At 31.4% G+C, this 23235-nt stretch carries 18 protein-coding genes and 1 pseudogene; 11 read left to right on the top strand and 8 right to left on the bottom strand.

The genetic code is table 11. The annotated features are described in order from the left end of the window. Positions 1-117: 117 nt before the first annotated feature. Positions 118-1107 carry an acrylyl-CoA reductase family protein gene (locus tag CD150_RS09300; protein ID WP_046208541.1) on the bottom strand — a complete coding sequence of 330 codons (990 nt, stop codon included), beginning with the start codon at positions 1105-1107 and terminating at the stop codon, positions 118-120. A gap of 255 nt (positions 1108-1362) precedes the next feature. Between CD150_RS09300 and CD150_RS09295 the strand changes: the two genes are divergently transcribed. Together CD150_RS09295 and CD150_RS09290 are read left to right on the top strand one after the other, a co-directional pair. Continuing rightward, the gene (locus CD150_RS09295; RefSeq protein ID WP_064209332.1) at positions 1363-1881 is read left to right on the top strand and encodes a GNAT family N-acetyltransferase; all 519 of its coding nucleotides are present in this window, start codon (positions 1363-1365) and stop codon (positions 1879-1881) included. A 269-nt stretch (positions 1882-2150) separates the two neighbouring features. Beyond that, on the top strand, positions 2151-2951 hold the full coding sequence (locus CD150_RS09290; protein WP_073344001.1) for a hypothetical protein: 801 nt from the start codon (positions 2151-2153) through the stop codon (positions 2949-2951). 237 nt (positions 2952-3188) lie between these two features. Here the strand turns inward: CD150_RS09290 and CD150_RS09285 are convergent, their stop codons facing one another. Further along, positions 3189-4892: a CDP-glycerol glycerophosphotransferase family protein gene (locus tag CD150_RS09285; protein WP_073343998.1), complete on the bottom strand. Its 1704-nt coding sequence runs from the start codon at positions 4890-4892 to the stop codon at positions 3189-3191. 274 nt (positions 4893-5166) lie between these two features. Here CD150_RS09285 and CD150_RS09280 point away from each other — a divergent pair, with 274 nt between their 5' ends. Then, positions 5167-6771: an L-lactate permease gene (locus CD150_RS09280; RefSeq protein ID WP_019468859.1), complete on the top strand. Its 1605-nt coding sequence runs from the start codon at positions 5167-5169 to the stop codon at positions 6769-6771. Positions 6772-6893: 122 nt separating this feature from the next. Here the strand turns inward: CD150_RS09280 and CD150_RS09275 are convergent, their stop codons facing one another. Continuing rightward, complete coding sequence (locus tag CD150_RS09275; RefSeq protein ID WP_073343995.1) at positions 6894-8045, bottom strand: glycosyltransferase family 4 protein; 1152 nt, start codon at positions 8043-8045, stop codon at positions 6894-6896. 393 nt (positions 8046-8438) lie between these two features. Here CD150_RS09275 and mqo point away from each other — a divergent pair, with 393 nt between their 5' ends. Continuing rightward, positions 8439-9917 carry a malate dehydrogenase (quinone) gene (mqo, locus tag CD150_RS09270; RefSeq protein ID WP_046208536.1) on the top strand — a complete coding sequence of 493 codons (1479 nt, stop codon included), beginning with the start codon at positions 8439-8441 and terminating at the stop codon, positions 9915-9917. Between the two features lie 207 nt (positions 9918-10124). On the opposite strand, the gene CD150_RS09265 is transcribed toward mqo, so the two are convergent. Both CD150_RS09265 and CD150_RS09260 read right to left on the bottom strand, forming a co-directional pair. Then, positions 10125-11489, bottom strand: a complete 1365-nt coding sequence (locus tag CD150_RS09265; protein ID WP_073344871.1) for a sensor histidine kinase — start codon at positions 11487-11489, stop codon at positions 10125-10127. After that, on the bottom strand, positions 11482-12156 hold the full coding sequence (locus CD150_RS09260) for a response regulator transcription factor (RefSeq protein WP_103161517.1): 675 nt from the start codon (positions 12154-12156) through the stop codon (positions 11482-11484). Before CD150_RS09260 ends, CD150_RS09265 begins: the two co-directional genes overlap by 8 nt. Before the next feature lie 155 nt (positions 12157-12311). On the opposite strand from CD150_RS09260, the gene CD150_RS09255 reads away from it, so the two are divergent. After that, positions 12312-13364, top strand: coding sequence for an ABC transporter permease (locus CD150_RS09255; protein WP_073343988.1), 1053 nt, complete (start codon positions 12312-12314; stop codon positions 13362-13364). Continuing rightward, positions 13364-14032: an ABC transporter ATP-binding protein gene (locus tag CD150_RS09250; protein ID WP_073343985.1), complete on the top strand. Its 669-nt coding sequence runs from the start codon at positions 13364-13366 to the stop codon at positions 14030-14032. The genes CD150_RS09255 and CD150_RS09250 overlap by 1 nt, the downstream gene beginning before the upstream one ends. Before the next feature lie 160 nt (positions 14033-14192). On the opposite strand, the gene CD150_RS09245 is transcribed toward CD150_RS09250, so the two are convergent. Next, positions 14193-15164, bottom strand: a complete 972-nt coding sequence (locus CD150_RS09245; RefSeq protein ID WP_019468866.1) for a YdcF family protein — start codon at positions 15162-15164, stop codon at positions 14193-14195. A gap of 223 nt (positions 15165-15387) precedes the next feature. On the opposite strand from CD150_RS09245, the gene tcaR reads away from it, so the two are divergent. From tcaR to tcaB, 3 genes are all read left to right on the top strand, one after another. Continuing rightward, positions 15388-15852, top strand: coding sequence for a MarR family transcriptional regulator TcaR (gene tcaR / locus CD150_RS09240; RefSeq protein ID WP_019468867.1), 465 nt, complete (start codon positions 15388-15390; stop codon positions 15850-15852). A gap of 365 nt (positions 15853-16217) precedes the next feature. Beyond that, on the top strand, positions 16218-17603 hold the full coding sequence (tcaA, locus tag CD150_RS09235) for a membrane-associated protein TcaA (protein WP_103161516.1): 1386 nt from the start codon (positions 16218-16220) through the stop codon (positions 17601-17603). 268 nt (positions 17604-17871) lie between these two features. Continuing rightward, the gene (gene tcaB / locus CD150_RS09230; protein WP_073343975.1) at positions 17872-19074 is read left to right on the top strand and encodes a putative multidrug effflux MFS transporter TcaB; all 1203 of its coding nucleotides are present in this window, start codon (positions 17872-17874) and stop codon (positions 19072-19074) included. 361 nt (positions 19075-19435) lie between these two features. On the opposite strand, the gene CD150_RS09225 is transcribed toward tcaB, so the two are convergent. After that, on the bottom strand, positions 19436-19984 hold the full coding sequence (locus CD150_RS09225; RefSeq protein ID WP_046208532.1) for a TetR/AcrR family transcriptional regulator: 549 nt from the start codon (positions 19982-19984) through the stop codon (positions 19436-19438). A gap of 126 nt (positions 19985-20110) precedes the next feature. Between CD150_RS09225 and CD150_RS09220 the strand changes: the two genes are divergently transcribed. After that, positions 20111-20758 carry an HlyD family secretion protein gene (locus CD150_RS09220; RefSeq protein WP_046208531.1) on the top strand — a complete coding sequence of 216 codons (648 nt, stop codon included), beginning with the start codon at positions 20111-20113 and terminating at the stop codon, positions 20756-20758. Positions 20759-20770: 12 nt separating this feature from the next. Continuing rightward, a complete protein-coding gene (locus CD150_RS09215; RefSeq protein WP_073343972.1) occupies positions 20771-22645 on the top strand; it encodes a DHA2 family efflux MFS transporter permease subunit in 1875 nt (624 codons plus the stop codon). A gap of 366 nt (positions 22646-23011) precedes the next feature. Here the strand turns inward: CD150_RS09215 and CD150_RS09210 are convergent. Then, positions 23012-23235 (bottom strand): annotated as a pseudogene (locus CD150_RS09210) (hypothetical protein); the annotation flags it as partial.

Here is a 23235-nt window from a genome sequence, read left to right as displayed (position 1 = left end):
TATATGAATTGTAATATTTTTGTAGTTTAAATAAAAATGTATAGTTATATAAGTTGATATCAAATAAAACTCCGCACATCCATTTTTGTTTGATGTGCGGAGTTTTATAAAATCATCTTATGCGTCGAATTCGATAACAATTCTACCAGAATTATTATGTTGAAGCACTTCATCTATGCTGTTTTTAATATCTTTAAAGTTTATATTATGTTTTATATCATGTAATTGATCTGGTTTTAAATCTTTTGATAGACGACGCCAAATATGTTTCCGTTGTCTCATTTCTGTATATACAGAGTCAATACCTATAACGTTTACACCTCTTAATATGAAAGGAAAGACTGAACTATCGAATGTAGCGCCTCCTGTCATGCCAATGAGCGCAACGCTACCATTATAATTAAGTTGCTTAATGATTTGTGAAAAACTGTCACCACCAACTGGATCGATGACTGCTTGCCATGTGCGTTTACCTAAAGGTTTATTATCTTCTTTGTCAATTCTAGAAATAACATCTTTTGCACCTATGGTTTTAAGTGTTTCAGTAGCTTCAGTCTTACCTGTACTAGCGATCACATCATATCCAATGCCATTTAACATCATAATCGCTAATGTTCCTACACCACCTGTTGCACCTCTTACAAGCACTTGATCTTTTTCTACAGATAGTCCATTATGCTCTAATTTTTCAATTGCTAAACCAGCTGTGTAACCTGCTGTCCCATATATCATAGCTTCTTCAAGTGTGAGGTCTTTAGGTAAAGGTACAATCCATTCTTCTTTTACGCGAACATATTCACTAAAACCTCCGAAATGGTCTGTTCCTAAACCGTACCCTGTAACGATGACTTCATCTCCTGGTTCAAAAGCATGTGTGTCAGAGTGAGCTACCACACCTGCTAAATCGATGCCTGGCACCATTGGATAACTGTTAACAATTTTTGAATTGTCTAAGGTAGCTAATGCATCTTTATAATTAATTCCAGAGTATTTCGTTTTAATCAACACTTCACCTTCTGGAAGATCATCTATTGTCATATCTTTAAATTCGCTTGTTACTTTGCCGTCTTGTTCATTGACCACAAAAGCTTTAAATGTTTTCGTCATTGCCTTATGGCACTCCCTTATGTATATATATTTATGAACAATTAAAAAACTAGAACTACTTTATCATGATATTGTGAATTTCACAATAAGTGTAAAAGCGCTGATTTAAAAGTAAGCGTTTTAATTTTAACAATCGTAAACTTTATGTCATTTGACTATACTTTAAGTTGTCAAAAAAATATATTAAGTCGTATAGTAACATATTTAACATTTTAGTATACTAATTGACAAGATGGTAAAAAGGGGGCATGCAGTATGACAGATAATATTGAATTGGTAAAACAATCGGAAGTACATCGGTTAAGAGAAATTTGTATTACAACATTTAAACATACATTCAAAGAAGGTGGATATACACAGGAAGATTTTGAAACCTATTTTAAACAGGCATATAATGTGGAAACGTTAAAAGACGAATTGAATAATAAACATTCATTCACATATTTTTATCTCAGCAATAATGAAATTGTAGGTTATTTTAAATTAAATATAGACGATGCACAAACTGAGGCAATGGGTGAATCCTACTTAGAAATTCAAAGAATATACTTTTTACCTCAATCACAAGGTGGAGGAAAAGGGAAAAATGTTTTTGATTTTGCAATTAAAAAAGCACGCGAGTTGTATAAAACAAAAATTTGGTTAGGTGTATGGGAATATAATGAAAAAGCATTAAACTTTTATAAAAAACAAGGCCTACGTATAACAGGTTCCCATGAATTTCATACTGGTAACGTGGTAGATACAGATTTAATAATGGAAAAAACCATATAGCAGCTTTTGAAAAAGTCATTTATCCTGTAATCTGTTCAATTATCTTGGCGCATTGTATTCCTATTGCAAAAGCTAGATATTAAATTAAAGTTTCTATTTTTTAAGTTTTTGTAAAAATTATATTTATTTCAAAAAAAGTTTTGATAAAAGGTGTTTATTTTAATAATAATAGTGAATAACATAATAATTCTCATTTATCCTAATTGTTAAACACATTACATAATTTTAAATTAGGCAATGGGAAGGACACAACTAAGGAGGCTTATTATATGAAGAAGTTATTAGCAGGTTTTCTTACACTTACATTAGCACTTGCTGCTTGTTCTAATGGTAGTGATGACAATGGCGGTAGTAAAGACGATAGTTCGAAAGACAAACAGTCTTCCGATGACAAATCAAAAGACTCAAAAGATTCTAAGAGCGATGACAAAAAGGACAATGATAGTTCCGATAAAGATTCAGATAGTAATTCGGACAACAAATCAGACAGTGATGCTGATAAAAATAGTTCTGACTCAGACTCTAGTTCTAACTCTGATGATAGCAGCAATTCTGGAAACAGTGACAATGCCAATGATAGTTCGACTAACGGTTCCAACGGCAGTGATAGCAATAGCGATAATTCAAATAATGATAACAATTCAAGCAATGCGGATAGCAATGATAGTACAGCAAGTAATGCAAATAGTAATGCTGATCAAGCATCTAATAGTGCAGGTAATTCAAATGCGGGCAACACAGGTAACAGTGGTACTTCTCAATATGTGGCACCTTATCAAGGTCAAAATGCAGTGCCAGTCGCACAAAACATTACTTCAGGTAGCACTGACGCACAAACAGCTTTACAGTCATTGCCTAATTTCCAAAACGCTTTAGACAATGCAACTGCTGAAGTCAATGCGTTAAATGGCCAATCAAATCCTTATAATGATTATGCTATTGAAGGAAGCGAAGGGAATTATAGCTATATCTTTAGCTTCCAAAACCAAGCACAACCTGGTAGTTATTCAATTGTAACTGTTGACCAACAAGGAACTGTTAGAGTAGTTGATCCAGCTTACCAACAATAAAAGCATCATAAAATAACGTGATTTCTATACGTATTATAAAAAAGTGGCAAGTAGAAAGCATTAACTTCTAACTTGCCACTTTTTATTTTGGTAAAATTTTCTTTATGTGCGAATCGTTCGAGTATGATTCCTTTAAATGCATTTTATATTTAAATAAAAGCACCAAAGCCAATATTCATAATTTAAAACTTTGAATTTTAAATTAGAATAACAAATTGTTGGTTGTATATGTGATGATTAGTTTAATTTATTGGAATTAATCGACTTTTGAATAATATGTGAAATCGTTTCAAAGGCATGGTTGTCTTTATTTATAAACGGATTAGCATGTATATCTTTCATTTGGTGACTGATTAAATCATTTAAGAGCGCTTTTGAATCACTATATCTAACTGTAGAAAGAGAATGCATAACATCTTCATAAACACCGCGTTCACTCACATATTTTTCATGGTCAGGCGTATATTGGCAGACAGTTTTATCAATCGTAAGTGCATCAAAAATAAGTGAAGAATAGTCTGTTAATACTGTATCTGATACTAACAATAAATCTTGAACTTCAATATGTGATGGCGCAATGATAGCATTTTCAGGTATATAGTTAGATTGGTCGTTGATATGTCCTTTAAAGATAACATTATATTTATTCAATAAGCCATCACTCATTGGTAACAAATCGGTTGCTTCATTTGCTGCTTTCCATGTAGGAACATAAAGTAATGTTTGTTTTTGAGGATCTAGTTTTAATTCTTTCTTTATAAATGAGATATATGGTTGATCAGATTGTTTATCTAACAGATATCTAATTCTCGGATACCCACAATTTAATAAGTGTGTGTGTTGTTGGGGAAACGCAGACTTGAAATGTTCCATAATGGCTCCGGAATCACTGATGAAGTAATCTTGTTGCAACCATTTATTATATTTGCGTGCACGATAATTATAGATATTGAGATTCTCATTAGGTTCATGACTATCTAAAAATAGTTTTTTAATAGGTGTGCCATGCCATAGTTGTATAATTGTACCATTTGGTTTGATATCATCAGGGATATCGTTTTCTAAAATAACCACACTTGCTGTTTCTATTAGATTTTTTGATTTCGCGTCATTTGGATCGATAAAATTAGGGCCATTTACATCATTCGTTATAAAAAATATAGGTAATTTAGAAAAGTACTTTGCAAAATGATTAAATAAATAGCGAGAATTACCTCGAAATCCATAATCAAAACCTAAAAAGACGATATGATTTTTAACTTTCGATTTATCTTTCTTATAAATATAACTGCTTTCATAATGTTTTTTTTCGTAATGACGATGAACTAAAGTATAAATCCAATGTGGAAGTTTGAATTTAGTATTTTTAAGCACTTTATCTGTAAATCGAATGTCGTCGTGATTAGGCGCTAGTGTTTCACTATTTTTAAATGGTATCGAGTGTTTATGTTCAAAGGCTAATTTGTTTAAATTGAATTTAGTAGTGTTTAATGGCGTGAATGCTTGAATGTAATCCCATATAGCACTACTGGTTGTAAAAGCATGTTTGAAATTGAAAACGACATGGCTATCTGTTGCTACATCATCTTGCAATAGTGATAATAATGCTAAGTCAAATATATTATTAATGGTATAATTGTTTATTATTTTTTGAGTGGTTTCTATATGGAAAATAATATTTGGAAAATGATTTAGATTATCCATCCAATCATTAAAAGTGATTTCGGGTTTACCAAAATATCGGCAATCATTTAAATATTGTTGATTGATTGTATAATCTGCAACGATAGTGACCGGTTTTAGTGTAACTGCTTCTAACATCGATTGATAAATTTCACTATTTTGATCTATATATACAAAGTGAGTATATCCTTGTGCTGTAGCTTTCTCAAGGTCCTTTACGAAAAGGTCCCACGTTGAAACTTCTATTTGCTTTATCATTTATAATCCCTCGATTTAAATATTATTATCCTTATTTTATCATTTAATACGTCATAGATAAAAGAAACTTCAATATTCATATTAGGATTGAAGAATTGCGTTTGAGATGATGTATATTCAATTGGAGTTTATTAGAAAAATAAAAAACTTTAATTTTAGGGTATTAATTTTTTGGAAATTATTGTATTTTACTTAAAGTAGATGTTATAATTTATGTGAAATAATTCACAAATGGAAGATGATTAATTAATTTAAGTATAGGAAGTGAGTATAAATGTTTGTAGAAAGTATTAACCCCTTTAACAATGTATTATTATCCAGTATTGTAGCCGCTATCCCTATCATTTTATTTTTATTATGCTTAACCATTTTCAAAATGAAAGGGATATATGCTTCAATTACGACATTAGTAGTTACATTGATACTTGCAATAACGATATTCAAATTGCCTATGAATATCGCAACAGGTGCATCAATTGAAGGATTTTTCCAAGGCATCATTCCAATTGGTTATATTGTGATTATGGCAGTGCTGTTATATAAGGTTACAAATGAAACTGGGCAATTTGATAAGATTCAAGATAGTATTGCGAGTGTATCGCAAGATCATCGTATTCAATTATTGCTCATAGGTTTTGCGTTTAATGGATTTTTAGAAGGTGCAGCAGGTTTTGGTGTGCCGATTGCCATATGTGCCTTGTTATTAACTCAATTAGGCTTTAAACCTTTAGAAGCTGCAATGTTATGTTTAATTGCTAATGCTTCAGCTGGTGCATTTGGAGCAATTGGCTTGCCTGTAACAGTGATTGATACACTTGGTTTGCCAAGTGATGTTACAGGATTTGCGGTTTCTCAAATGTCTGCTTTAACTTTATCGATTATGAATATGTTTATCCCATTTTTATTAGTATGGATTATTGACGGTTTTAAAGGGATTAAAGAAACGTTACCAGCAATCCTTATTGTTGGTGGAACTTTTACGATTTTACAAGCTTTGATTACGGTGTTTATTGGACCAGAACTAGCTGATATTATCCCACCGTTAGTATCAATGTTAGCGTTAGCCTTATATTCTAAAAAACATCAGCCTAAAAATATATTTAGGTTGAAAGATAGTGGAGAACCTAAGTCTATTGTAAAACATAATTTTAAAACTTTAATATATGCATGGAGTCCATTTGTGATTTTAACAGCATTAGTTATGATTTGGAGTGCACCACAATTTAAAGCGTTGTTCTCACCTAATGGTGCGTTGAGCGCATTAGTATTTAATATTCAATTACCAGGTACGTATAGTGACATTGCTGACAAAGCAATTACATTACCACTCAATATCATTGGACAAACTGGTACAGCGATTTTATTAGTAATTTTAATAACTATATTAATGTCAAAACAAGTGAACATGCTTGATGCAACACGCTTATTAAAATTAACTTTTAAAGAATTATGGTTACCTATTATTACAATTTGTATTATTTTAATTATTTCTAAATTGATGACTTATGCAGGTTTAAGTAATGCTTTAGGTGAAGGTATTGCTAAAGCAGGATCAATCTTCCCGCTATTGTCACCTATCTTAGGTTGGATTGGCGTATTTTTAACTGGTTCTGTGACAAATAATAATACACTATTTGCTCCGATACAGTCAGCGGTAGCTAATAATATTGGTACAAGCGGTGCATTGCTTGTATCTGCAAATACAGTAGGTGGTGTAGCAGCGAAATTAATTTCACCACAATCCATTGCGATTGCAACTGCATCTGTACAACAAGTAGGTAAAGAATCAGAGTTATTAAAAATGACGTTACGCTATAGTTTTGCATTTATTATCTTTATATGTTTATGGACTTTCATGTTGAACTTTATCATTCATTAAAGCATCATCGTGGTTATAGTTGTTAGTAAGATGCCTGTGATTATGGCATATTACAGATGATTAGGTTTATTGTAATAAAATATAAAGATCGAAATAAAAAAGAAGCCGTTTGGCTTCTTTTTTTATTTCGATGCAATCATCATTTGGAAGTAATGGTAGACTGAATCTGATGAAAATAATTGGACGGTTTGATACCCATTTTCTATGATGGATTGTTTATTAAATTCCTGATTGATAAGTCTGAGTAGTTTATTAGAAAGATCTTTTACATTTCCATGCGATACGAGGTATCCATTGACGTTATTTTGTATCAGAGCGTCTGGTCCTGCATTACCATCAAAACTAACCACGACATTACCTTGATTCATAGCTTCTAAAATTACCATTCCGAACCCTTCATTACGAGAAGGGACGACTGTAATATCACTTTTAGCTAATTTTTCGTTTAATTGCTGAGTTGAACCATAAAGTTTTACGATATCTGCTAGTTGGTGCTCTATGACTAATTGTTGTAAAAGCTCATGTTCTTTTCCGTCACCATAGATGTGTATTTGATATTTAAAACGTCTGACTTCTTGTTGAATAGGTATGATACTTTGAATTAATAGGTCGAAACCTTTTTCGTATTCTAGTCGTCCTGCGGCAGTAATGATTTTTTCTTTTGATATTGAGAGACGGGGCTCATTTAAAATGTTGGGTATGACATAAACAGGGGTTTGTACAAAAGATTCATATTTACTTTTATCACTTTCTGTTAGTGTGGTTATTTTGTCTAAATATTGATAAGCATCTAAGATTTCTTGTTGTAGGGCATCGTTATGTGCTTCAAAATTCATATGTTCCATACCTATTTTCTCTACATTTTGTGGACCATAGTGAGCAATTAGTATATTAAAACTCGCACGTGTACCAATGAGTATATCAGTGGAAACATTGCGTATTGCTTGAATCATTTTCTTTTCTATATAATGTGAAAACTGATAAAGACCTGGTTCATATTGTGAAATTAATTTTGGTCTAGAAAACGGAGTGTATTTGCGGATTCTATTAAAAAATATAGCTTTAATATTTAAAAAATGTAACTGATAGTCTGTTAAAGCACGAACTTTAATAGATTTATGTAGTTTGAAATAAGGTTTAGAAGCCCCCTTGAAAACGGAAATGATTTCAACCTTATGACCTTTTTCGGCTAAAACATTAGCTAATTGAGAAATAGATTTAACAGTACCACCCATAGCATAAACATTATGCGTAAAAAAAGTGATAGATTTCATTGGAATACCTCCAAAAGTATAAGAATTAAATTAAAATTTATTATAGCATGAAATTTAAGAGAGTGATAAAGTAATGAATGTTATGTGTGACACAATGTAATTTGATTTTAAGTGTCTAATGTTAATTGCAATTTAAGTCGTCTCATAGCTATTATAGTTAACAGGTATTAACATAATTTGAGTAGAATTACTGAAAGCCCTTTTTTCATAGGACAATAACGTATATAATTAGAAGTGTAACAAAAGATTCTGCTATTTTTTTAACATTTAGTATAATTATAGTAGATTAAGATTTAAATTATTCACTATAGAAAACGCTTTATCATGGCTGTGATTTTCCTAGATAAAGATAACGTGTCTATAAACATATATAAAAGGGGGACTGTGTTTGTTATGAGTAAACAACATAGCAAAACAGATGTCATATTAATTGGCGGCGGTATCATGAGCGCAACACTAGGAACGTTATTAAAAGAACTTGCACCTGAGAAAGATATTAAAATGTTTGAAAGATTATCTACACCAGCAGAAGAAAGTTCAAATGCGTGGAATAATGCAGGAACAGGGCATTCTGCATTATGCGAATTAAATTATACAAACGAAAACAAAGATGGATCAATCGATATTTCTAAAGCTGTTAAAATTAATGAACAGTTTCAAATTACAAAGCAATTTTGGAATTATCTTGTTAAGCAAGGTCAATTATCAAAACCTGAAGCCTTTATTAAGCCTGTGCCGCATATGAGTTTTGTACAGGGTGTACGCAATGTAGATTTTTTAAGAAGACGTGTAGAAAGATTAAATAAAAATATTTTATTTAGTAATATGGAAATTACAGATGACAAAGCGCAAATTTCTGAATGGGCACCGTTGATTATGGAAGGGCGTACATCCAATATACCAATGGCTATTACATATGATAAAACGGGGACAGATGTGAATTTTAGTGCGTTAACAAAAAAATTATTTTCAAATTTAGAAGATAAACATGTAGAACTTAATTACGAACATGAAGTAGAAAACCTAAGTCAACGTAAGGATGGCACTTGGGAAGTTAAAGTGAAAGATTTGAAAACGGATGAAGTGACAATAGTGGAAAGTGATTTTGTGTTTATTGGTGCCGGTGGTGCTAGTTTACCTTTATTACAAAAAACAGGTATCAAGGAATCTAAACATATTGGTGGATTCCCAGTAAGTGGTCTGTTCTTAGTATGTAGAGATGAGGCTATCACATCAAAACATCTTGCTAAAGTTTATGGAAAAGCAGCTGTTGGTGCGCCGCCAATGTCAGTACCACATTTAGATACACGCTATATTGATGGCAAACGTACATTATTGTTTGGGCCATTTGCTGGTTTTTCACCTAAATTTTTAAAGACGGGTTCAAATATGGATTTAATAAAATCAGTGAAACCAAACAACCTTATTACAATGCTATCGGCAGGAATTAAAGAAATGAACTTAACTAAATATTTAATTTCTCAACTCACATTATCAAATGAAGAGAGAATGGAAGATTTACGTCAATTTGTGCCAAATGCAAAAAGCGAAAACTGGGAAATTGTGGTTGCTGGACAACGTGTACAAGTCATTAAAGATACAGATAAAGGAAAAGGCACGTTACAATTTGGTACAGAAGTCATTACTTCCGAAGATGGTTCTTTAGCAGCATTGTTAGGTGCCTCTCCAGGTGCTTCAACTGCTGTTGACATCATGTTAGATGTACTTCAACGTTGTTATAAACAAGAATTTAACAATTGGGAAGAAAAAGTTAAAGAAATAGTGCCTTCATTCGGTATGAAATTATCGGAAAATGAAGCTCTATACACTCAAATTAATAAAGAAATAACTAAAAACTTAAAGATTAATTAATAGATATAGTACACTCATTTTAACAAATGAGAAGCTTAGGAGATAAATAACCATAGTCAAAGTAAGAGCGCTAATCCACAAAGGATTAGCGCTTTTTTGTATTTAAAATCTCAAGGTTTTAATTGTGTATGTTTGCTAGAAAATATTGTAGCCTGTTACGAGCTTTAACTCATAAAATTCATAGGTATCAACTCACTTGTTACATTATTATTTATGGATGGTAACAGTGAATGTCGTACCCTCATATTTCGTACTTGCTACTTCAATTGTACCATTGTGTAATTCAAAAATTGCTTTCGCAATAGCTAAGCCTAAGCCATTGCTATTATCATGATTGCTTGCTTTATAGAAACGCTCAAATAGACGAGATTGGGTTTCTGGTGTCATGCCTTGACCATCATCAGTGATATTAAAATGAATTTGATCGGTATCATGTGTGAGTGTAATATCAATTGTACCCCCTTGTTCAGAATATTTGATCGCGTTCGTTATTAAGTTTTGAAAAGCTTGATTTAGTAAGCGCTCATTCCCAATTATAGATACATTAGCTAAATCAGACATAATGATTAAATCTTTTTGATTCGTCGCAAATTGTTCATGGCGTATAATCTGTTTAATCAGTTTATTAAGTTCGATGTTGTCCGTTAATTCTAGATGTTCGCCATTATCAATTTCTGATAATAATAAAAGTTCTTTGGTTAATTCACTGAGCTGTGTTGTAATTTGGTATATTTCATCGATATATTGTTCGCGAGCTGTTGCGTCTTTAGCGAATTTTAATTGATCAAGTAAATGATGAATATGTGTTAATGGTGTTTTGATCTCATGTGAAACATTTTGAACAAAGTGCTGTCTCATGTCATCGACTTGTTTTAAAGAGAGTCTCATTTTATCAAATCGATATTGTAATGTGCCAAATTCATCATTACGTTTAATGTCTATCGGTACATCAAAATTGCCTTCCATTAACCTTTCAGTCGCTTGTTTTAACTGTTGTATCGGTTTAATAATCATATAAGTTGAAGAAATAACCCAAATGATTGAGATGACTAATAAGAGTGTAATTAATATGACTAAGAAAATTCTAAATTCACTAAAAGTTTTTCCGATGTCTGGTCTCATAAAAACAGCATAATTTTGACCATTGGATTGAAATTGCACACCTACAGTATTTTGAGTAGTATTTTCAAAAAATCCAGTGATAAAAGGGTTGTAAGGCAAATTTCTTATCCCATGATAATCTTGGCCATTTAACACAGATTTAATGTTTTTAGAGTCAACATTATCTTTTCTAAATGCAGTGCCATAATAAGCCTTTTTGCCATTTTCTGAGACGGTCATCACTTGATAATTCATTTGTCCAAGATGTTTGAAAAAGGGTTTTGGCATTTGTATCTTAGATTCTTTTTCATAGGAAATAGCATCTTTTAATGTTCTCATTATTTTTGCATCATTATTCTCTTTTAAATGATTGTGATAAATAATGTTAGTTAATAGAAAGCTAAGCAAAGCACTCGATAGTAAAATGACGACAGTATAAATAGCAATACGTGAATATAGTGATTTAAACATTGTCATCAACCTTGTATCCTAAGCCACATACTGTATGAATCGTAATCGTAGCTCCTAACTTTGACAATCGCTTTCTCAAACGCTTAATGTGTACGTCAACAGTCCGTTCATCACCTTCATAGTCAAAGCCCCAAATTTTTTCAATCAAATCGTCACGGTTAAATACTTGTTTTGGATGTGAAGCAAGTAGGAATAAGAGTTGAAACTCTTTATTTGGTAAGTTCATTGATTTAGTAGAAGATTGAAGTTCTAAATAAGCTTGATTGAGCGTGAGATTTCCAACTTTCAATTCATTATTAGCATTTATATTATACCGCTTTAATACTGCTTTTATTCTAAAGATAAGCTCTTTTACTTCAAATGGCTTAGTAACATAATCGTCTGTACCAGTTAAATATGCTTGTTCCTTATCACTAAGTGCGTCTCTTGCTGTTAACATAATGACAGGCATTTCAAAATCTTCTTTTAAAACTTTACATAGTTCAAAACCACTCATGCCAGGCATCATTACATCGACGATAGCAATATCAACCTGATGTGTATCTAAATACGACAGTGCGTTTTCAGCACTTGATTGTGTCACAACATCTAGTCCTTCTCGTGAAATATAATTTGAAACATATTCTAAAATTTTACTGTCATCATCGACAATTAAACAAGTTGTCATGCTCAAAATCTCCTTAATCATTTTACAGACATTATATATGGAAAAATTTAACTTAACAAATAGGAAATAATTTAAAAAGTTAATCATAGTTCATATTGAGTTCATATAAAGACCTTAAACTTTAAATATAAGTTCTTGAAAGGGAGTGAAACACTATGAAATTGGCATGGCAAGAGATAAAATATTATAAATTTCGTTATATATTAATCATGTTAATTATATTGTTATTAGGTGTTATGGTTTTATTTATTAGTGGGTTGGCACAAGGTTTAGCAAGAGAAAATATTTCTATGCTAGATAATATGAAGTCAGAAAAATATGTGATGCAAAATAACAAAACACCACAAATCGAAAAATCAATTATTAAACCAGAACAGCAAGAGAAAATTGAAGATATTAGTAGACAGTCACCTTTAAAAATAGCATCTCAAACTTTGAAAATTGATAAAGATGAAGAAGATGTTGTTATGACGAATACAGTGAAAAATGAAAAACCAGAATTGTCAGAAGGACATTATCCTAAAAAAGACAATGAAGTTGCAATTAATAGTAAATTAACTGCAAGTGGGGTAGATGTTGGAGACAACATTAAAATTAAAGACGGTGAAACGTTAAAAGTATCAGGTATTTTGGATGACACAATGTATGCTCATAGTTCAGTGGTTATGATGAATAATAGTGGATTTGATAAATTGAATAAAAATGTAAGTACCGTTTATCCAATTCAAGATATGTCACAAAAACAGATAAATAAATTAGAAGATATTAATGGTATCGATGTATTTACGGAAGACGATATCACAAGTGAAATACCGAGTTACCAAGCAGAACAAGCACCACTTAATATGATGATAGTTAGCTTGTTTGTTATTTCTGCTATAGTTCTGAGTGCATTTTTCTATGTTATGACGATACAAAAAATTCCAGAAATCGGTATTTTAAAAGCAATTGGTATCAAAACAAGACATTTACTAAGTGCTTTAGTATTACAAATATTAATAACTACAATGGTTGCAGTGATAATTGCTGTTGCATTAATTAGTGGTTTATCATTAATAATGCCAATTTCTATGCCTTTCCACGTAACTGTTGCGAATATATTATTAGTCGTAGGCATTTTCATCGTTGTTGCAATTGTTGGCGCAGCACTATCATTTATTAAATTATTTAAAGTAGACCCTATTGAAGCTATTGGAGGTGGAGAATAATGAGTTTACAAGTTAAAGATATAAAAAAATCCTTTGGGAAAGGTTCTTCCGAAACTAAAGTTTTAAAAGGGATTAATTTTGAAGTGAATGAAGGAGAATTTGTAATTTTAAACGGTGCTTCAGGCTCAGGTAAAACAACGCTTTTAACTATTTTAGGTGGGCTATTGTCACAAAGTAGTGGTGAAATATTATATAATGGTGAGCATTTATATGATAGTGATAAAAAAGCTTCTGAGCTAAGACTAAATGAAATTGGATTTATATTTCAATCTTCACACTTAGTACCTTATTTAAAAGTTAAAGATCAGTTAACAACAATAGGTAAAGAAGCAGGTATGTCTAAAAAAGAAGCCACTGATAGATCAGAAAAACTATTAACACAAATCGGTTTAGCAGAACAGCTCAACGTATTTCCACACACACTTTCAGGCGGACAAAAGCAACGTGTTGCCATCATGAGATCATTGATGAATCATCCGAAAATAATATTAGCTGACGAACCAACTGCAAGTTTAGACGCTGAACGTGCCACAGAAGTAATAGATATGATTAAAAATCAAATTCAAAGTAAAAATATGATTGGTATTATGATAACGCACGATAAAAGACTATTTGATTATGCTGATAGAGTCATCGAATTAGATGATGGTGTCATCGTTGATCAATAGTATAATTAAATGAACCGTAATATAATTATGATTCCTAAATAAATGGAGTGGGACAGAAATCTTTTAATAAAATTAGACTTCTGTCCCACTCTTTTTCTATGAAGAAAACACTATATTCTATTGTAAAAAGGATGCACAAATTATTTTGTGTATAGTGGCTTTAAATGGATGGAATATGCCACAACGCCATCATACTTGCCCAAAATAACACTACAAAGTAACAAGTTAGTAAAAGCTTATATTGGTACATGATTGCTAAAAAATCCCTAATTAATGCAATTTCAAAGAAATGATAAGGTGTATGACTGCCGACACCTTTTAAGTTGAGGTTTAATTTTTGTCCAAACCTTAAAGCGCGCATAATATGAAATTGACTTGTGACACATAGGATACTTGGTTCATATCTATATAATTGTTGAATGAGCACTTTTGTATATTTAAGGTTTTCTAAAGTGCTCGTAGACTGGTCTTCAAGTACTATCATTGAAGGATTAATATTTCTCTGTACTAAGTATCGATACATAGCCAAGGCCTCTGAAATTGGTTCGTCAGGACCTTGTCCACCACTTACAATGAGTCGAGCATTTGGATTTAAATGGTGTAATGCTATAGCTTTGTTTAATCTTTTAGCTAGCATAGGTGTTACTTGATCAGTAAAAATACCTGCGCCTAACACCAATATGACATCAAAGTCTTCTTTGTATGTAACATTTGAAAATGCAGATGTGCAAAGCGCATAACAAATGAAGGTGAAACATGCACTAAATGCAATAGCAGCTAACCAATAAAAAATAACATTGATACCTACAGGTATTAGACTAATATAAGCACAAGCAATCATAAACAGTAATACTCTATATGCAATAGCATACAAACGGCGCAAAAAAAGTGCGCTTAATCTATGTTTAAATAAATGATGATGTTTGATGTGTATTAACAACACGCCAACAAACATAGTGAATATGAGTGGCATAGGCAAAGATAACTTACCTACATGTAAGATGATTACAAAGTAACCTAAAATAATTTGAATTACAAAAAAAGTTAAATTAGTAGTGAATTTGAAATTTTTAATCATAGCAATAAAACCACATAAAATAATTAAACTTATAATTAAAGACAACGTATACATGGTTCACCCCGAAAGTTTATAATATTTTAAATGTAGAGCAATTATTAAAATTAATCAAATTTTAATGGTATTGTATTTTGTAATTTTGCTAGATTTAACAATTAAAAACGCAGTGAATACAAATTTCTGCTTTTATACCATCTCGAATATTGATATTATAAACATAATATAAAAAAAATAACGTTTACTTATGTGAGCTAGAATAGTAGAGGTGCGAGAAGTTATGGTTAAAAATTTAAGTAGTCATATTGATTTTATGGGGGAATTTATAAATGATGTGAATACTTTGTTAGCTAAATTGTTAAAAGAATTAAGAGAAGACTATAACGTATCAAAAGAGCAGGCCAATGTTATATTAATGTTAGAAAACGAAAAAACCATGACGCTAACTGAAATAACTGAAAGACAAGGCGTAAATAAAGCTGCCGTTAGCCGGAGAATCAAAAAATTAATACAAGCAGAAGTAGTTCAATGGGAGAAAGCAGAAGAAAATACAGATCAAAGATTAAAATATATTAAATTAACAGAAAGAGGCAAACAATTTAATAAACAAAGTAAGGAAATTATCAATACGATTGTCAGTGATATTTTACACGACTTGTCTGATGAACAAATCGAACAAGCACGTTATGTTTTAGAAATTATTGACCAAAGATTAAAAAATTTCAATTTGAAGCACAGTATTTAATAGTATAAGCAATGAAAGTATTTAAAAGCAAAGCTAAATACATTTAATTAAAATCATGATTCAACAACCGGAATGACGTACCCAAGTTAAAATGATTCATTTGAAGTGCATAATTAAAAGCTTAAGCTATATAAGATGAAAGAAAAAATCATAGAAGATATAAGAAGACATTGGACTAATGATGTATATCTTTTACTGATTTATATACATATAATAGAAATAAGGTAGCGTAAAAATAAATTTCACTTTATTAAAAAACTACAAAAAATTGGTGGAAATGGCTTGATAATGCCATATAGTTTATAAATATATTATGTTAAAATAACGGGATAATGTAAAAAATAAGGACTGAGCGTGGTGATAAAATGCAAAAGTGCCCTAAATGTGGGGGAAATATAAGGATAGGACAACGAAGATGTAGTCATTGTGGCTATCGTATAGAGTCGACAAGTAACGAAAAAATGACTCGAACTTCAAAAGAAAACAAAAAAACTGTTAATAGCAAAGCAAGGAAAATTATTCCCTGGGGTATTGCAGCTTTTATCATTATTCTGCTGGTGATTATATTTATCTTATTGAAAAATTTTAATTCGCCGGAAGCACAATCGGAAATATTAATTAATGCAGTAGATAATAATGATACTCAAAAATTATCAACTTTATTAAGCACACAAAATAATAGTGTGGATGAAAATGAGGCTAAAGCTTATATTAAATATATAAAAAAAGAAGTTGGCATGAAACAATATACAAAAGATATTAAACAAAAAATAGCATCTTTAAATAATAATGAGACGAGTGAGGAAGACTTTGTAACAGCCAAAAATGGTGAAAAAGTTTTGCGTATCAGTAAAAATGGGCGACGTTATTTGATATTTGATAACATGAGTTTTACAGCACCTACAAAAGAAGCGATTGTAAAGCCTAAGTACGATGCAACATATAAATTTAAAGCAAATGATAAGCAAAGAACTGTTCACGCACAGAAGAATAAGACGACGGTACTTGGTGAATTCATACCAGGTGATTACGTTATCGAGTCTAAAAAGGAAATGGCTAATGGACAGTTTAGTGGTGAACTCAAATTTAATTTTAATAATAGTAATCATGAAACAGTTGACGTTTCAGAAGATTTTAATGAAGCTTATATTGTCTTAGATTTAAAAGGTGCATCAGAAATTGATAAAGATACGGTTAAAGTGAAAGTAAATGATAAAACATATGACTATAATAATAATAAAGAAATAGGACCATATCCAAAAACGCAAGAATTAACAGTTTCTGCCGAAGGTGAAGCGAAGAAAAAGACATTTAAATCAGCTGAAACGACTGTTAAAACGGATAACTTGAAAGATAAAACATATGTAACATTGAATTTTGATGGTGATGAAATTCAAGATTATGTTGATAAAAAAGAAAAAGAAGAAAATAGTTTCAGAAATAAGGTGGTTCGTTTTTTCGGTAATTATACTGCTGCAATGAATAACGCGCATAGCCAAAGTAACTTTAATTTAGTTTCATCTTATCTGAAAAAGAATAGCAATAACTACAAGTCTACAAAAAATCAAGTGAAAGAAAATGCTATTTTTTATTTACCACAGCCACAAATCACTGAAATTGTGAGACAAGGTGAAACATTTTATATTACTGCTCAAACCGTCAAAGAAGACGGACAGTATGGCGAAGTGAACTATCAACTTGAAGGCGATGATGATGCCAGTAATCTCAAGGTAGTGAAATATTCGGAATAGTAATGTAGTAAAATGCTTGTCAATATCACTTTGATAAATGTAGTAGTAGAAAAATAGAGTAATTTGAGAATAAACTCATTATGACTCATGTATAAGCGTCAATTTCTATAACAGTTAGTAGAAATTGACGCTTTCTTTGTTTTTGAGCTAAAGCTATAATGGTAATAATGCTTATTCATAATATTGTAATAAGTCAGTAAGAAATACATAATTAAATGTAGTTATCGTCGAATTGAGTATTTTAAGTAATATTTGAAGGAGTTATAAGATGTCAGACAATCAACAACAAAAGCAATCACTTATTTTTATTTTAATTCTAGGTGCATTAACTGCAATTGGTGCTTTATCTATAGATATGTTTTTACCTGGTTTACCTCAAATTCAGACTGATTTTAATACAACAACTTCAAATGCACAATTAACTTTATCTTTATTTATGATTGGCTTAGCTGTTGGGAATTTATTTACTGGTCCTATTTCTGATTCCATCGGACGTAAACAACCACTTATGATTGCGATGTTGTTATTTACATTAGCAAGTTTAGGAATTATTTTTGTAAACAATATTTGGTGGATGATCATTTTAAGATTTGTGCAAGGTTTTTGTGGAGGCGCAGGCGCAGTTATTTCTAGAGCAATATCAAGCGATTTATACAGTGGTAAACAATTAACGAAATTTTTAGCTTTACTCATGTTAGTCAATGGCGTCGCACCTGTATTAGCACCCGCTTTAGGTGGTGTGATCTTATCATTTTCAACTTGGCATATGGTGTTTGTCGTACTTACCATATTTGGCATGCTCATGTTTTTTGGAACAATGTTTAAAGTGGAAGAATCATTATCAATTGAACATAGGGATAGCCCTCATATGGGAAGTATTTTTAAGAATTTCTTACAATTATTAGAAGCACCACGTTTTGTATTACCAATGTTGATTCAAGGGGTTACGTTTATCATATTGTTTAGTTATATTTCAGCTTCTCCATTTATTACTCAACATATTTATGGTATGTCTCCACAGCAATTTAGTATTATGTTTGCAGTTGTTGGTATAAGTCTGATTGTTTCAAGTCAATTGACTGGTAAGTTGGTTGATTTTATAAATAGGCAAATGTTATTACGAATTTTGACATTGATTCAATTAGTAGGAATTCTGAGTGTAACGTTTACTTTAGTAAATCACTTGTCAATATGGATTTTATGCTTTGGTTTTATTATTCTTGTTGCACCGGTTACTGGTGTAGCAACACTGGGATTTTCTATAGCAATGGATGAACGTACTGGGGGTAATGGAAGCGCATCAAGTTTACTTGGACTTATCCAATACTTATTAGGTGGGGTGATTTCACCTCTCGTAGGTTTAATGGGAGAAGAAAATTATGTACCTTATGTCACAATTATCCTAATTGCAGGTATATTACTCATAGTGTTGCAAGTGATGAGTTATCTTGTATTTAGAACAAGCAAGTGAGCCTAAGAGAGGATGAAATAAAATCATTGTAGTATTTTGGTAAGTAGCTGGTGCATGTGTTTTAAGTCAAGTACTTTAAGTTGATTTAAACATGTGCTTACATTCATGGATGTAGCAATAATGTCATTTTAAACAAATTAGATTTTTAAACCACGCTAATTTATTTTGCAGGAATGATTCGAAGTGGCGAAGGCTAGAATTTTGCTAAACCATGGTGAAGTATAGCATTGACATGATGTTGCATGATAGGTATCAAGCTGTTCTATATATTTGAATTAGAAATAATCTAAGACTATTAAACTTCTATTATTTTGTAGAAATTTAGTAGTCTTTTTAATTAGATCATTTATTAGGAAATGACTTAACGATTCAACTTAATTGTATTAGCTAATAAAATTTGAGCTAAATCATTTACCGGTTGATTGCATCCTTCTTTAATCCAAGTATAAACAAGACCCATTTGGCCACCTAGTGCGTAAATTACAAATTGTTTTTTATTTATAACACTGGTATAGTCATCCAAAATTTTAATATAGGTATCACGCGTGGCATGCATATATTCAAAAAACAAGTCTCGATTAGGATATGTGACTAAAATAGCATGGAAATAGCCATAATGGCGTTTAATATAGCGTAAAATGATTTTGAAAAACTGATATAGTTTCGAATAATTATCTGCAATCTCTTCTGAACTTTTATATAGATTTTCTAATAGTTTTTTATATTTCTGAATATGGTGTGACTGTATTGTAGCTAAAAGATCATATTTATCTACGAAGTAATCATAAAAAGTTGTCCTATTTATATCACTATATGCACATAACATTTTGATAGTTATATTTTCAAACGGATGTAACTCTAGTAATGCAATCATATTATGGATGATTTTACGTTTAGCATTTTGTTTCATAATAACTCCTTCATAGAACATAAATAACGTACCCAACACATTTTATTTAAGTGTCGGTATACTTTTAAATTTCATCTCTTTATAATATACAAGGTGAATTTTAAATGCAAATAGGAGGAAAGTATCATGAAGAAAATGGTATTAATCAATGTCATTACCATTGTTGTACTTGTAATTATTGGTGTCGTAGGATTCCATTTTTATAATCAAGCAACATCTTTTGTAAGTACGGATAATGCTAAAGTGGATGGAGAACAAATTAAAATATCAGCTCCAGCTTCTGGCGAAATCAAATCGCTTGATGTCAAAAATAATGAAAAATTAAGCAAAGGTGACAAAGTTGCAGAGATTGCTGCTAAAGGTGAAGGCGGTCAATCTCAAGACATGAGTATTAAAATGCCTAAAGATGGCACAATTGTAAAAGTTGATGGCATGGAAGGTTCAATGGCTCAAGCTGGCACACCAATCGCTTATGCTTATAATTTAGATGATTCTTATATAACTGCTAACGTGGATGAAAAAGATATTGCAGACGTTGAGGAAGGTAAAGATGTAAATGTTAAATTAGATGGTGAAGACGCTGAATTAAAAGGTAAAGTAGAAGAAGTAGGCAAAGCAACTGCTTCAAGCTTTTCGATGATGCCTTCATCAAACAGTGATGGCAACTATACAAAAGTATCACAAGTGGTACCAGTGAAAATTTCACTAGATTCAAAACCATCTAAAAATGTTGTTCCAGGAATGAACGCTGAAGTAAAAATTCATAAAAATTAAGGGGGTCTTAAAATGACAATGACCTTCATTATTGTTTACGTAGTCATAGCGCTCATTCTTGTCGGCGGACTAAATTTCTTTATCATGAAAAGAAATAAGCAAAAATCTGCCAGAAAAATGGAACAATCTAAGCATGAAAGCATTGCTTCTAACGAAAGTTATCAATCTAAATTTAAAGTTAAAGACGACAAAACAACAACAGAAAATCAAGAACAAAACAAAGATGAATCAATAGACGAAAAGCCAGAAAAGGCAACGCACTCTGACAGTGACGCTACTGAATCATCGACACAACATGATTCGGATCATGAACAAATCAATCCGAATTCTGAAGAAGCACAGGTAAATGAAAAGCTGAAAGCTAAACATAGTTCATTTATGTTTGGAAAAGGCACTTCTCAAGGTAAAGTTTTAATAGCGATGATTTTCGGTATGTTTATAGCTATATTAAACCAAACGTTATTAAATGTTGCATTACCTAAAATAAATACAGATTTTAATATTTCTGCTAATACAGGTCAATGGCTTATGACAGGCTTTATGCTTGTGAATGGTATTCTAATACCAATCAGTGCCTATTTATTTAATAAATATTCGTATCGTAAATTATTTTTAATAGCGATGACATTATTCACGATTGGCTCGTTAGTCTGTGGTATATCAGGTTCATTTACAATAATGATGGTTGGCCGAGTACTGCAAGCTATTGGTGCAGGTGTCTTAATGCCACTCGGTACAAATGTATTTATGACTATATTTCCACCTGAAAAACGTGGCGCAGCAATGGGGACACTCGGTATAGCAATGATTTTAGCACCTGCAATAGGACCAACATTATCAGGTTATATTGTAGAAAATTATCATTGGAACGTGATGTTCTATGGCATGTTCATTATAGGACTTATTTCATTGGCTATCGCTTATATATGGTTTAGAGTATATCAAGTTACTACAAACCCTAAAGCAGATATCCCCGGTATCATATTTAGTACAATTGGCTTTGGTGCGTTATTATACGGCTTCAGTGAAGCGGGAAATAACACCTGGAGTTCTCCAATAGTTGTAGTGTCGCTTATCATTGGTGTGATCTTTATTATTGCTTTTGTAATTAGAGAGCTTACAATGCGTGTGCCAATGCTAAGCATGGAAGTTTTAAAATACTCTGGTTTTACATTAACAACAGTTATTAACATGATTGTAACCATGAGTTTATTTGGTGGTATGATTTTATTACCACTTTACTTACAAAACTTAAGAGGCTTTACACCAGTACAATCAGGTTTATTATTATTACCAGGTGCTCTAATAATGGGCGTAATGGGCCCAATAGCAGGAAAATTATTAGATACGATAGGTATTAAACCACTAGCTTTAGTAGGGACAGCCATTATGACTTATGCAACGTGGGAATTAACAAAATTAAATATGAATACAACGTATAGTCATTTAATGGTTATTTATATCATTCGTTCATTTGGTATGAGTTTTATCATGATGCCAATAATGACTGCTGGTATGAACGCATTACCGCAAAGACTCATCGCACACGGCAATGCATTAACTAATACATTGAGACAATTGGCTGGTTCAATTGGTACGGCATTACTGGTTACAGTTATGTCTACACAAACAACACAACATATTGCATCATATACACAGGATTTAGATAAAACAAATCCATTTATTAAAGACCGTTTACAAGAAATGGCTCAAGCAATGGGTGGAGAACAAATGGCAACTTCTCAAGTTTTAGAATTTGTGCAAAAGCTAGCTTCAATTAACGGCGTAAATAGTGCTTTCTTAATCGCTACTTTGTTAAGTGCGTTGGCATTTATTTTGAGCTTGTTCTTAAAAGGCAAGTCACATTACATTTCAAATGAAGAATAAGAAAAAGAATCAGTGATATAACATTTCTGACTAACGAAAAAGCGGCAATTTCTATAACAGTTGTATAGAAATTGTCGCTTTTTTAATCTTTAATAAAGTCTGCGTTACTATTTTCTTATAATGAATACTTTTGTGACTCAGATAATTACCAGTATTAAATACATTAAAAGTAAAAAGCCACGTGGTCTAAATAAATTTGATAATTAAGTTGAGACCTTTTAGGTTTTGACTTTAATTTTATCAAATATATTAATCGATTGGTGCATCGATCTATAGGTATAAAAGAAACCCGAAAATGAACTTTGGCATACATTTTCGGGCTTAATATACTATATGTAGCAGCTTTTTGATAAAATTTGAACGAAGTTAAATTCTTGGTTTCCGATTTCTAAAGAATAAACTAATTAAAAGTAAAGCAATACTACAACTTAATAAAATAAAAGCGTTATGGATTGCATTTGCTTCTGTTAATATTTGGTTTGAATCAACAGTTATATAATATTGATTCATTGAATCGGCAATTCTTGTAGCAATATTTTTAATTAATGCAGAAAAACCAAAAGTAATTGCAAGCATGATCGCTATGATAA

Origin of the sequence: Staphylococcus ureilyticus (genome assembly GCF_002902235.1) — a bacterium.
In the GTDB taxonomy this organism is placed as follows: domain Bacteria; phylum Bacillota; class Bacilli; order Staphylococcales; family Staphylococcaceae; genus Staphylococcus; species Staphylococcus ureilyticus.
The sequence above is the reverse complement of the archived record's forward strand: the minus strand, read 5'-3'. Positions and strand labels throughout refer to the sequence as shown.